Origin of the sequence: Butyricicoccus sp. AF18-9LB (assembly GCF_027684505.1) — a bacterium.
GTDB lineage: Bacteria > Bacillota > Clostridia > Oscillospirales > Butyricicoccaceae > Agathobaculum > Agathobaculum butyriciproducens.
In genome coordinates this window covers 19,736-31,846 of the sequence record NZ_JAQCWA010000007.1, presented here as the reverse complement: position 1 = coordinate 31,846, position 12,111 = coordinate 19,736, and the positions used below count along the sequence as shown (strand labels likewise).

The following is a 12,111-nucleotide window of genomic DNA, read 5'->3' as shown; positions in this document are numbered from 1 at the left end:
TGATTCAAACATAAAAGTCAAATTTTGCGAGGACCCGCCATCGTCTCAACCTTGTCCGTTCTTCCTACAAAGAACAGGTCAACGGCTATTTTTAGCCCTAACTGATCAAAGATCCCCACCCCAAACGGCTCCTCAAAAAATATTGTCAGCTTTCCATTTACTTTGTCCATAAGAATCCCTCCTAAAATTGATTGAACAAAGAATGGACAACCCGGAGGGGCAGGTTACTTACCCTATCTATATAGGACGACCGGGCTACCTACCGGCTTTTGGTAGGTAGCTCCATTCTATCACCCTCATCACGGACAGTCAACGCAATGTCGTTAGCAAAATCAACGACGGCGCACCGTGGATAATGACACCGCTGTTAGGTACACTAAATGCAAAGGTGGTGAGGCTATGCGAGAGAAGAAGGACATCAATATTGAAATCGGCGGCAATATTCAAGTGGCAAGAGAACAGGCGGGCTATACGCAGGACACGCTCTCAGAAATGCTTGGCATGACGCCGAATCACCTGAGTGCTATTGAGCGTGGTGCTTCCGGTATCTCTCTTGAAGCCTTGCAGCGCCTTTGCCGTTTTCTCGACGTCAGTGCGGACCGAATATCTTTGGGACTGACGAGCCAGAAGCGGAAGCCCTTGCGCTTGCCAGACGTATTTCGGATATAAAGCCGGAATACCGGCAACAGGTTCAAGAGCTGCTGTCCGCAATTTTGAATATGTCATAAAAAAAGAGCCTCTGCCGATACCCAAACCGGGCATCGACAGAGGCTCTTGGTTCGTTTTCCGGGCATTCAAACAAGTGCCGAAATCGACACTTATTTCCGCGCTAAAGATGAAACCACGCAGGGAATACAATCACTTAGGCTGGTCAATTTGCGCCGCTCTGAGGCTTGCAATCACAGGCTTTTTCGACCCCTAACTGTCTACACCTCGATGCCTTGCGGGAGAAGTGCGGACAGGCGATGAGATCCGCGCGGAAGCTCTGCTTGCAGCTATGGACGCAGCGGACGCAGAAGCGGTTATACTTCCGGCGTCCGCTGTCTCCTATGAAGAACGACCACTCCTGCCGCCATTTCTGACTTCTGCTCACAGCTCAATCTCTCCTTTGTTCTTTTTGGGAGAGCAGCATTCCTCCTGCTTTTCTGCCTTTGCAGACTTGAGCCTGTCCATGATGGAGGACTTCTCACCGGTTTCGGGGGCTTTGACCTCTGCGGTCTTGTCCTCCTTCGGACCGTTGTTGATGATCCCATCAATCATGCCGTAGTCATCCTCCATCGACATCTCCGCCGCCTTGAGGTAGTTTTCCTTCTCAAGAGCCACCATCCAACTTTCCTTGCTGATACCGAGCATTCCGCCCTTTGCCACATGATCGGTAATCTCCTTTGCATCCACGCACAAGCCCTCGGTGTTATCCGAATAGAGACGGTAAACCTCGCAGCCCTTCTCCAAAGCCTTCTCAGCCGCTTCCTGTCCAGCGGGAAGAACGCCAGCCCATGCGTAACCGTAGTCCTTCATGTCATTGAGCCGACCGAGGCAAGAATTGTTGCGTACATCTATGAAAGCTGCTTGGAGGGCGCACCCCCGGCAGAAATCGCCGCTGCGCTGACGGAATAGGGTATCAAATCTCCAATGGGGAACGATCTCTGGTCTGCCAGTACTGTCCGCAGCATCCTCCGAAATGATAAATACTGCGGTGATGCTTTGATGCAGAAAACCTATACCAAGGATTTTCGCACCCATAAATCCGTCAAAAATACGGATTTAAATATGTATTTCAAGGAAAATCACCACACAGCGATTATCAAAAAAGAGGATTGGATCAAGGTACAAAAGTTGCTGTCAGAGCGGCACAGCACAGCCAAACGAGCTACATTGCGCCGTCTGAGCAATCACTTCGTCGCATACCGCGTGAAAGATGGTCTTTTCAAGGGCTATCTGATTATGGATTCCCGGTGGTCTTTTATGGAGCGTCAGGAGTTTATGAAAAACGTGGATGAGGCGCAAAACACCATGAAATGAAAGGATTTTAACTATGAACTTTGATTTTTCCGCTTTGAACTTTGAAACCATCGACTCCAACATCAACGCCTACCCGGATATATTCCTGAATCAGAATGGCGTGACCATCACCAAGAAGGTGCTTGAGGACTTGGGCTATCCCGCCTTTGTTTTGTGTCTGCTGGATGCGAAAGCGAGGGTATTTGCGATCCGTTCCTGCAAGAGCAACGAACCGAAGGGCTTCAAGTTCTCCAAGCCGAGAGGCGAACAGAAAGGTGTTGTTACGATCTCCAACAAGAATCTGCTTGACCCGCTTCGCGCTGTTACTGGCGAGGACTGGATTCCCGGCAAGCGTTACAAGGTGCGTGGTTTCTGGGTTGCTGATGCAAAAACCATGTGCTTTGACCTCAATGAGGGCGTTCAGGAGGACTTTCGTCCTGTTACGCCGAGCAATGACGCAGAATAATCCCTGATATTCAGGGAGAAAAGTGAGAGCAAAAGAGCGGCGGCAAGCCGCCTGAGCGAGAAAGCCACCTCTCCCTTTTCTCCCTCGCTGCAGCTATGGAAACCGTGGAAAACCGCAAGCGGTTTACGCACCGTTCCCACAGCCTGCGCTCACTCTCTTTTTCCTCTCTTGCTTTCTCCCTATACAAAGATAAGTGTCCATTTTCTATCCCGAAAACGCACAGTCGCCACGACGAACAGAGGGCAGCGTGTCAATATGTCAAAGAAAAGCAAACGGCACACAGGCGGTTTTATCCTCAAAAAAGCCCCGAAGCACGACAAAAATAAGCCCAGCACCACGCCGTTTGACGTGATGCTGGGTTTTTAGCCGTAAACTCACTCTGATATTAAGCCAAAATGCCGCAGCGCATCCTTGATTGCCTCGACCTTTTCAGGCGGGCAGGGATGATACTCATGTTTTCTCTGCTCCACTGCGTTCGGTGCTTTGTGCATATCCAGTCCGACCATACGCTTGACCTCTGCAATATATGCCGTATGGACTTTGAAGCCGTACTTCTCCTGCACATACTCCTGAATACGCTTATAGGTCGGATGCTCCTTGACCTCGCCGGTTTCCACTTCCATTCTGACCTCAACCGTCAGTGGATTTGTTCCCGTGACAAGAGGGCGACCGTCTCAACAGTTGTTTCAGTTTCCAAGGGAAGTTCTTTCACTTCCTCACCATCAACAGGCACAGGGAAGTTGAATACAATCTTCTTTATCCAACTTCCGTCTTTCCTTTTCTCCGGGAACATCTCAATTCGCTCGATAAAGGCCTTCATAAACTCTTTCTGCTCCGCTTCCGTTGCGGAATGGTAGACTTCATCAAATGCCAGCAACAAGCGATAGATATTGTCACCGGAAATCTTCTCCTGCTGAATGCTGCGGATCTGACTTTGCAATTCGCCAATCTGAACTTCAATTTCCTCTATGGTATCATACTGCTCATCATAGCGGCGCTGCAAGTCCAAAATTTTTCTGTCATAGTGGGCATCGTTGATGTCCAAGGTATCCATCTGACGCTCCAAGCGGCTTTTCGTTCCAAAGGCTTGCTTTAGCCGCCCTTGTAGGACAGCTATCTGCTTTTCCATATCTTCTGTATCAACTGCTGTTCCGATTTTCGCCTGAATCGCTTCTACAAACCGTGGATTATTGACCATAGCGGAGATAACCTTCGCCACAAATTTGTTGATCTCTGTCTGCTCGATATTCAGCCGGAAGCTGCACTCATGTCCGGTAGGCGTAACCGTATTTTTGCAGTAGTAATAATACCGGGTTTTCTTGTCCTTGCTGTGTGCCTTGGCGATATTGCCGTACATACTCTTGCCACAGCATGGGCATTTCAAGATACCGGACAGGATGTGGGCGTGGTCTGGATTATTGACCTTTTCCCGCTTAAAGGAATTGACCTTGCGCTTTTCCTGTGCCAGATACCAATCTTCTTCGGAAATAATGGCTTCGTGCTGCCCATCGTAAACAGGGAACTCCGACTGCTCGACCACGTGCATCTCATTTCTTGTACCCTGTTTCTTTTCGGTTCTCCGTCTGCCGTAAGCAATTTTACCCATATAAACGGGATTGTCCAGTACGTCCTGCACAAAGTTCCTTGAAAATCCGGGAATGGTGTTATTCTGCCGCAGCTTCTTGATAAAACCGTTGCGGTTCAGATATTTGGCTACTCCGGCAACGCCCTCGTTGGTATGGATGTAGCGGTCATAAATGACCCGGATCACCTCAACTTCATCCTCTGCAATGACAAGGTTTCCATTTTCCAGTTTGTATCCATATGGAGCGAAACCGCCGTTCCATTTGCCCTCACGAGCCTTTTGCTCACGTCCTGCCATTGTCTGTGTGCGGATATTTTCTCGCTCAATCTCTGCCACCGCAGACAGCACAGAGATCATCAGCTTTCCTGCATCCTTGGAGCTGTCAATGCCATCCTCCACGCAGATCAGATTGACACCGAAATCCTGCATGAGTTGCAAAGAGTTCAGAACATCCGCCGCATTTCTGCCAAATCGGGACAGCTTAAAGACCAGCACATAAGAAACATCATCTTTGCCGTCCTGGATGTCATTCAGCATCCGTTGAAACTCCTGCCGCCCTTGGATGTTCTTGCCGGAAAATCCTTCGTCAGAATACTCCCCGGCAACGATCATATCCTCGTATGCCGCATACTTCCGCAGCTTGTCACGTTGGGCATCCAAGCTGTACCCGTCAACCTGCATGGAGGTGGACACTCTCGTATATAGATAACATTTAAGTTGTTTCTTTTTCAGAATCGCCACCTCCTTCGTTCATTTCTTTTACCACAAGTCCTTCGTTACGGATATAATACTCCAAAAGCCACAGCACATAATCCGGTGCATGGCGGTTGTCCAATTCCCACTCGGTCATCGTCCGGTATGGTATATGAACCAACTTGCAAAAGTCCTTCCGGTTTAATCCCGTGCTTTCCCGCAACTTTATAATTCTGTTTTTACAATCCATCTGCCTATCTCCCTAAAAGCAAAAATACACGTTGCGTACATATTATAGCATATCCGCAACAAGTACGCAACGTGTAAATTGTAAATTTTTACGCAGCCTTATCCGTCAAAGGCTGCGCTTGATTACTTTCCTCGGAATGCTCCACTTCCTGCGGAGCGTCCTGTTCCAATTTATCCAAAACCTGATGTCCATATTTCTGGAGCATCTGGCTCATAACATCCACACAGCGGTCAAATGCCGCATTATATTTCGCTTCCTCATAATATTTCTTCAATAGGCGATTCCTCCATCAAAGTTCCATATCCTGTCCACGCTTCCGTGCAGTGTGTTCGTGCTCCTGCGTTTCTTTTCCTTTGCTGAGGACAACATCAAGAAAAGCCCGAACCCTTTCGGATGCGATTTCCAGTGCATCCAAGAAGGGCTGGGCTTTCTTTTTCAGCTCTTGATATTGTTCATGCAGCGCATCGTACCGCTGCTTCCATGTTTTTGCACTTTTCTCCGCTTGCTCGAATTTCTGCTTGTACTTGATCTTCTCTGCCTTTTCCGCAAAGCTACTGACAGCATAATCTTTGAGTGTGCGGCATTCATCCGGTGTCAGAGTGATATTGTTTCCGAATGTGGCCTTCTTGCCCATCGCTTCAATATCCTGCACCGTCAGTGCAAGAGTCTTTGCCGTCTTGGTTTCCTTTTGCAGCGCTTTCAGTTTCCTTTTCTGTTTCTCCGTGGCAGCTTTGGCATTCTCCAAACTCTGCTCCGCCTGTGCCACCTGTCCGGTCACAGCTTCCAAACGCTGCTGTTCTGCCTGCACCTTGAACTGCGTCACCGTCAGATGTTCCTCGGTGCTGCCACGCTCTCCACGCTCCACATCGGTGTAACCGGCAGTTCGCATGAAATTGAAAAAGTCATCCTGCAACACACTGTAGGATGACTTCAAAATCTTTTTCCCTTTTGCATTCAACATGGGATTTCCGTTCTCACCAAGCACCGGCTTGGACTCCCATTTCTTACTGCGGCTGACCTGTGTGATGACCTCCTTGACGGTTCCCCGGAGGGCTTCATCCTTGCATCGCTTCGACCAAAGGATCTGCTTTTTCACCACCGGGATATAAACCACATGAAGATGATAGTGGTACACATCCTCGCCCAGAGCTTCGGACATTGCCCGGTTGCGCTCATCGGCGTGCATCACAGCGGAGAGGATATACTGTTCACCGCCCACGATCTCCACGGCTGCTTTGTAGGCATCGGCATAAAACTGTTTCGCAAATTCATAGCCGCCGTGGTTGTAGAAGTAAGCAGAGTTCACATCGAAGATCAACTCGCCGTATTTGACGGCATCCGGTTTCAGACCTCTGGTGGAGATCACGCCATCCTGTTCCATCTGCTCAAACATTTTTACATAATCGTCCGTGGGTGCTTTGAAATGGACATTCAGAGAAGTGCGTTCCGGCACGATGTCCTGATTGCTGTAGCTGTCCTTTTCACGCTCATTGTGTTCCTGTACCTTAGCCACATCTGCCGGGGTTTCCAAGTCCTGATTTCTGGCTACGGTACGGTCTATTCCATCATTTCTTGCCATAGAATTTTTGTCCTTTCTTTGAGATTTGCAGACAGCGGAGAACTACGGAGAGGCACTTTTTCAAAGTGTAATAACCCACTATGACACTTTCATCCATACTGGCTGCAAAGTGCCGTGGGCTCTCCGAGGGCTCTCCCGAGGGGGAATGCGGTCACTGCGGTGACCTCTGCTGAACTGCCCGAAAACTGTCTGCATCGTTTTCTGTTGTTCAGCCCGGATAGCTGCTGTTTTGCGAAACACCACCCATCCCGGCGGCAGTGAAAATCAAATCTTTCACTGCAATAGAAACAGCCCAAATAAAGGAAATGAGCTGTTTCTATCACAAGCGTTTCACGCTCTTTTGCTGCGTACATACGTACCAGCCAATGGGATTTACTCGACCTGCCGCCATTCCTCCGGAATGTCCTCCGGTACGTACGTACACGGCGAATCTCCGTAAAACCCATTTATATGAGGTCGTGCAATGGCTTCCACTCCCATGAATCCCCAAACCCGCCGTCCGGCAGAGTTGGTGATATTGTTGCAATGTTCCAGATTAAATTTCTTGGCATTGGCAATCATGGCGTCGCTGAAGCTGCGGGCTTTCAGCGGTGCAAGGGAATTTTCTTCGCACCACATCCGGTAGATTTCATAGAAATCCTTGGAACTGATGGACGCATCCGCTTTACGCTGGATGTATCCCTCGGAATCCATGAAATCAAAGATATTGTTGTCACGCTTGACCGCTTCCCGGTTTTCCCGGATACGCTCACTCTCCGTAAACTTAAAGTTGTTGGTAACAAGCCGCTGTAAGCCTTCAAATGCCCACAGGAAGATACCCTCGGCTTCAGGTTTCATCTTCTCCGCAAGGTCGGGATCGTCAGCTCTGTCCACTGGCTTTTCCTTGGTGGTCAGCACAAGCTGTCTGCGATAAAATCCGTCACTGCGGTCATACAAGGCTTGCAGATCACCGTTGCTGAATGCCAGCAATCGGGCGAACATCCAACCCTGATAACTCTGCTTGCCTTTGCGTTCCAAATCCATCTTGCCCTGTGCGGTGACAATGGATTTTACATAGTTGGTCTGGCGCAGAGCTTCCATCCGCATATCATCATCCACGCACAGGAGAATGTGTTTCAAATCGGCACGGGCGAAGCGGTTTTCAGAAATCTTGCCGATGCTGCCGTCTTTCATATCCGTGCCGAAGATGGTAGACAGTACCGCACCGATTTGAGATTTACCCTCGCCGCCGTTGCCTTTAATCACCATCATGCGCTGCCCCTTGTTGGAGGGAATCAGGCAATAGCCGATAAACTCCTGCAAAGTTGGAATGTCCTCGGCGTAAAGCAACCCATCCAGAAAGTTCAGCCAGATCACCGGCGCAGTAGCATCGGGATTGTAAGCAACCGGCAAACGGCTCCGCACGATAGCCGGTCTGCCCTCGGTAAATGTGCCGTTCAATAGCAGCGTACCGTTGGACAAATGAATCCGATCCTGCTCCGGTGGAAAGTCCGGCACTTGCGCTTCCAGTTTCAGCACTTCCAGAATGTTGGTGATCTTCCGGGGGATATTGTTTACGGCACAGAATTTCAGCTTGTCGTAAATCTCCCCACGCAGAGGAAGATCGTCCGTCACTCGACCATCGGGCGTGAAAAAAGCTCCGTTTGCGAAGATGATCCTGCGCTCTTGCAGAAATTCTTCACAAAACAGAGCTTCGTTGATGTTCTGCCCGTCAAACCACATGGGCAAGTTCATATCAGGCGTTTTCCGGTTCTTCGCCATGGTGCGCCACCTCCTTTTTCTTTCGTGCGGTATACTCTTGCAGAAAAGCAATTTTGCCGTCCTGCATCAGCTTGTCCACCAATGCCACCCGTTCTTCCAGATCACCCACCGTCAGCACATCTGCCATATATTCGATATGGCAGTGCATCTGGCAGGCTTCCACAAAACGGTCATCCAGAGCATCTTCCGGTGTCTTGGGAGCATAGCGCACTTTCCAATCTTCCAACAGATGCAAATAATCCGTCAGCACCCGGAAGCACAGCACTTCATCCTCCCGGAACTGACGGATATAGGGACGCTTCGGCTTGACCATAGCTGCGGCAGTGGGCGGTTTCGGGTCAAGCCCGAAGTCCAAAGCCAGCTTTTGCGCTGCTTCATAACTGCTCAGATTGAACAGCCTTGCCACAAGGTCGATCACATCCCCTTTGGCTCCGCAGCCGAAGCAGAAAAAATAGTCCTCATTCAGCTTCAAGCTCGGATGCCTGTCGTTGTGGAACGGGCAGCAAGCCATGCCGTTGTGGCTCACTTTCAGCCCGTAGTGTTCGGCGGCTTGCTTGACGCTGATTGCCGCCTTGATGGTTTCATAGATTGTCATAGAAAACCCTCCGTTCATAATATTCTGGAAAGCACGAAGCACCCGCCGTGATTGGCAGGTGCTTCGCTCCTTCTATTATGGTTATGACGGATTTTTCAAAAAACAGGCTAATGACAGGACAATCCTGTTTCAAAAAACAGGACAACTTATCTGAGGACGTAGATTTCTTCACATTTACATGATATAATTAGAAAAATGAAAAAACAGGACAGGAGGGCAAGCATGAATCAAGAATTGATGACATTGGATTTCTGGCAGGATACGGTCATATATGAGAGCAAAACATTTCCTGTCGGTACGCTTGCCTGTGATGCACTGAATGTTCCTGTGAATACCATTGCAAAAATAAACGAGCAATGCGAGAAAATCAATCTGCTGCTTGGAATATTAAACGCCGGACAGGATGCTTCTGCACTCTGTCCTATTGCAAAGGAAGCTGCTCTGACGATGCTCGATATTCTCAGTCAAACACCGCCGTTCTCCTATATGAATATCTCAAAGCACAGAGAACGGATTGAAAAAGTCTTTACTGTGGACAATGCGCTGAAATATGTGGAGTTTGCCATAAAAGCCGCAACCAATTCTTTGCAATTTGAAGAAATCCAGAACTTTACCGATGCGATGATGCTCCAACGCTATACCGCAGTTTTCGGGCATCTGGCATACTCCCTTAGGGAATACCAAACGGCCATGCTTGATTTTGCAGAAAAAACAGACGGCAACGAAGCAGACCGCACCGCAGAGGGTTTTGCAAAAATGTTCGGCAGCTATTTCCCGCCGGAGTTTTCCATCACGGAAGGCAATGCCTGGATGTCTACCCTGAACAATTCCGTTCAGTATGTATCCGTCATCCGTCCCGGCGAAAAAGTTGCGAAGCTGGTCAAGCGGATGCACTATGTATCCTTTGTAGGGATGTTCCGGTCTGATCTTTTTGAGGGCTTATGTGTTGGTCATGCCCCGAAAAAATGCAAAATCTGCGGCAAGTGGTTCCTCACCACCAACGCAAGGCACACCAAATACTGCGGCGGCTATGCACCGGGGGACAAGCTGCACCGCACTTGCCGGCAGATCGGCAATCTAAAAGGCAGAGAACAGCGAGAGCTTGCAGACGATCATCCGATTATCCAGATATATGAAAAGAGGCTGAACACCATAAATCGCTATGTAAAGCGTGGTACTCTGGACGCTGACCTTGCGGAGGTCATGAAGAAACTGGCAAAAGATAAAGAACTCCGGGCAAAAAGTGATGTTGCTTATGCCAAAGGAGCTTATGAAAAAGAAATGGAACAGGCTGCTTTGCTTGCAGAAGCTAAGATACATATTTAGTGGGGGAACAATATGAAACAAATATATGTGCATGGATTAGGACAAACATCTGACAGTTGGACAAAAACAATAGATATTTTGCAAACTACTGATTACAGCTTGTGTCCGAATCTTCCTGATTTAGTTCATAGCAAAGAAGTGACCTATGATAATCTATATGCTGCATTTTCAGATTACTGCAATCAATATGATGAGCCTATTGATTTGTGCGGTTTATCGCTTGGGGGCGTATTAGCTCTGAACTATGCTATACAATATCCGAAAAAAGTTCGCTCCTTGGTGCTTATCGCCACACAATATAAAATGCCCAAGAAGCTTCTGAAATTTCAAAATCTTCTCTTTAGATTTATGCCTAAATCCATGTTTCAACAAATGGGATTTAGAAAAGCTGATTTCTTACTTCTATGCGAAACCATGATGGAGTTGGACTTTAACAACTCTCTGCACAAAATATCATGCCCTACACTATTGTTATATGGCGAGAAAGATACTGCGAATAAAAATGCTTCTATTGAATTGGCAGAATTGCTTAAGAACGTGGAATTAAAAACGATTATTGGTGCCGGACATGAAGTTAATATTGAATCACCGCAGGAATTGGCAGAAATACTTCATGCTTTTTATGAAAGAATGTCTTAAGGGATTCTTATAGAAATGAGAAGGGAGGTGCGCTATGCTGAGTGATTTTTCATGGGACATGACCGGATACATACCAAAACACGCTGTCAATCCGCACGGTGACGGCATCATTCCTTATGCGGCAGAGCGCATCTTTCAACTGGAACCGGAGCCTCCAGCGGTGGGCAATCTGAACGAATATATCCTGTCTGCCTTGCAGGAAAAGAATTTGATATATTTCTCATTCTTCCTACACCACTACGAGCCGCAGCTTAACAAGCGCATCAAAGACTTTCTCGGTGTGGATGGCGGCGATCTGTATGACACAGACCGATTTATAGATATAAAGCTCTCCTGCCGGGAGCAAATGCTCCAAAAGCTGATGGACTATGACCTTGCCAAGGGTGCAGAGTATGCTACATACATTTTCCCGTTCATCCGGGATGCTATGCTCCGTTTTCGCATGGGCGAAGAAAAATGGTCGGTGTCCTCTCTGACCAATTACAAAATGGTGCGGTCAATGGCTTGGCTGTACCACAATACCAAGGATGCGGTCAACGAATTTTCCAAGAAATACAACTGCGATCTTGCCCTTGCGGAAGAATATCTGAAAGTTGTCCGTGGAATCCGCAATCAGCAGCCTTTCTATGTCACAGACGAGGACGGCGAAGAAACAGGCGAGGATGTAGCCCTTGACGATAGCTGGAACTATACCGATATCCTCTGGAACGGCATACAGGCAGAAAAGGTGCAGCGGGCATTTGAGAAACTGAATTACCGGGAACAGACCTTGCTCGAAAAACGGTTAGCAATTTGCATGACCTGTGGGCGAGTTGGCTCATGGAAGAACCGCCCCACCTTTGAAGAACTGGCGGTTATGTTTGAGGGCAGTACAGCCAGCGGTGCAGAACGAGCCTACCGAAAAGCAGTGGACAAGTTGACGGAATTGTTGGTTGCCGAGGGCGCAATCCATGCAGTCCGGCTAAAACAGAAATCCAAGATCAAGCGAAAAAAGAAAATCGCCGCCGCAATCTACGAATATCAGGCAGACTGCGACGGCGAATGGGGCGAGATTTCATTTGATTTTGAGAATGGTACGGCAGAGATCATTCGCCTTGCCGATTGGGATACGATAAAAACCAACCGCTTTGCGAACAAGGCCGTAGCCTATCTTCTGAACTGTGAGAACGAAAAATTGCCCAAGGAAACGATGGTGGCATTTGAATAACGAAGGAGT

14 protein-coding genes and 1 pseudogene are annotated in these 12,111 nt (G+C 48.3%); 6 read left to right on the top strand and 9 right to left on the bottom strand.

Annotated elements, in window-relative coordinates; all coding sequences use genetic code 11:
* Positions 1–17 precede the first annotated feature (17 nt).
* Positions 18–170: a hypothetical protein gene (locus PGY33_RS06110; protein WP_158574609.1), complete on the bottom strand. Its 153-nt coding sequence runs from the start codon at positions 168–170 to the stop codon at positions 18–20.
* A gap of 229 nt (positions 171–399) precedes the next feature.
* On the opposite strand from PGY33_RS06110, the gene PGY33_RS06105 reads away from it, so the two are divergent.
* On the top strand, positions 400–669 hold the full coding sequence (locus PGY33_RS06105) for a helix-turn-helix domain-containing protein (RefSeq protein ID WP_243022856.1): 270 nt from the start codon (positions 400–402) through the stop codon (positions 667–669).
* Positions 670–1,089: 420 nt separating this feature from the next.
* Here PGY33_RS06105 and PGY33_RS06100 read toward each other — a convergent pair.
* Positions 1,090–1,527, bottom strand: a pseudogene (locus tag PGY33_RS06100) (DUF4316 domain-containing protein); the annotation flags it as partial.
* Positions 1,528–1,620: 93 nt separating this feature from the next.
* Between PGY33_RS06100 and PGY33_RS06095 the strand changes: the two are divergent.
* Both PGY33_RS06095 and PGY33_RS06090 read left to right on the top strand, forming a co-directional pair.
* Positions 1,621–2,022, top strand: a complete 402-nt coding sequence (locus tag PGY33_RS06095) for a recombinase family protein (protein ID WP_330423317.1) — start codon at positions 1,621–1,623, stop codon at positions 2,020–2,022.
* A 13-nt stretch (positions 2,023–2,035) separates the two neighbouring features.
* Entirely contained in the window at positions 2,036–2,467 is a 432-nt protein-coding gene (locus PGY33_RS06090; RefSeq protein WP_118478214.1) for a hypothetical protein, read from the top strand.
* A gap of 374 nt (positions 2,468–2,841) precedes the next feature.
* Here the strand turns inward: PGY33_RS06090 and PGY33_RS06085 are convergent, their stop codons facing one another.
* From PGY33_RS06085 to PGY33_RS06055, 7 genes are all read right to left on the bottom strand, one after another.
* Positions 2,842–3,090: a hypothetical protein gene (locus PGY33_RS06085; RefSeq protein ID WP_118359829.1), complete on the bottom strand. Its 249-nt coding sequence runs from the start codon at positions 3,088–3,090 to the stop codon at positions 2,842–2,844.
* Positions 3,091–3,104: 14 nt separating this feature from the next.
* Positions 3,105–4,793, bottom strand: coding sequence for a recombinase family protein (locus tag PGY33_RS06080; protein ID WP_330424802.1), 1,689 nt, complete (start codon positions 4,791–4,793; stop codon positions 3,105–3,107).
* The gene (locus tag PGY33_RS06075; RefSeq protein ID WP_040894231.1) at positions 4,765–4,995 is read right to left on the bottom strand and encodes a helix-turn-helix domain-containing protein; all 231 of its coding nucleotides are present in this window, start codon (positions 4,993–4,995) and stop codon (positions 4,765–4,767) included. Before PGY33_RS06075 ends, PGY33_RS06080 begins: the two co-directional genes overlap by 29 nt.
* 88 nt (positions 4,996–5,083) lie before the next feature.
* On the bottom strand, positions 5,084–5,269 hold the full coding sequence (locus tag PGY33_RS06070) for a hypothetical protein (RefSeq protein ID WP_118145877.1): 186 nt from the start codon (positions 5,267–5,269) through the stop codon (positions 5,084–5,086).
* A 15-nt stretch (positions 5,270–5,284) separates the two neighbouring features.
* Positions 5,285–6,574 carry a plasmid recombination protein gene (locus tag PGY33_RS06065; RefSeq protein ID WP_118478212.1) on the bottom strand — a complete coding sequence of 430 codons (1,290 nt, stop codon included), beginning with the start codon at positions 6,572–6,574 and terminating at the stop codon, positions 5,285–5,287.
* Positions 6,575–6,946: 372 nt separating this feature from the next.
* The gene (locus tag PGY33_RS06060) at positions 6,947–8,335 is read right to left on the bottom strand and encodes a DNA primase family protein (protein ID WP_118478210.1); all 1,389 of its coding nucleotides are present in this window, start codon (positions 8,333–8,335) and stop codon (positions 6,947–6,949) included.
* Positions 8,310–8,930 carry a CHC2 zinc finger domain-containing protein gene (locus PGY33_RS06055; protein ID WP_118478208.1) on the bottom strand — a complete coding sequence of 207 codons (621 nt, stop codon included), beginning with the start codon at positions 8,928–8,930 and terminating at the stop codon, positions 8,310–8,312. The genes PGY33_RS06060 and PGY33_RS06055 overlap by 26 nt, the downstream gene beginning before the upstream one ends.
* Positions 8,931–9,152: 222 nt before the next feature.
* Between PGY33_RS06055 and PGY33_RS06050 the strand changes: the two genes are divergently transcribed.
* The 3 genes from PGY33_RS06050 to PGY33_RS06040 are packed head-to-tail and all read left to right on the top strand — an operon-like array spanning position 9,153 to position 12,102.
* Complete coding sequence (locus PGY33_RS06050; protein WP_118478206.1) at positions 9,153–10,256, top strand: DUF6076 domain-containing protein; 1,104 nt, start codon at positions 9,153–9,155, stop codon at positions 10,254–10,256.
* A gap of 12 nt (positions 10,257–10,268) precedes the next feature.
* A complete protein-coding gene (locus PGY33_RS06045) occupies positions 10,269–10,895 on the top strand; it encodes an alpha/beta fold hydrolase (RefSeq protein ID WP_055058962.1) in 627 nt (208 codons plus the stop codon).
* A 34-nt stretch (positions 10,896–10,929) separates the two neighbouring features.
* A complete protein-coding gene (locus PGY33_RS06040) occupies positions 10,930–12,102 on the top strand; it encodes a hypothetical protein (protein WP_117598362.1) in 1,173 nt (390 codons plus the stop codon).
* Positions 12,103–12,111: the final 9 nt, after the last annotated feature.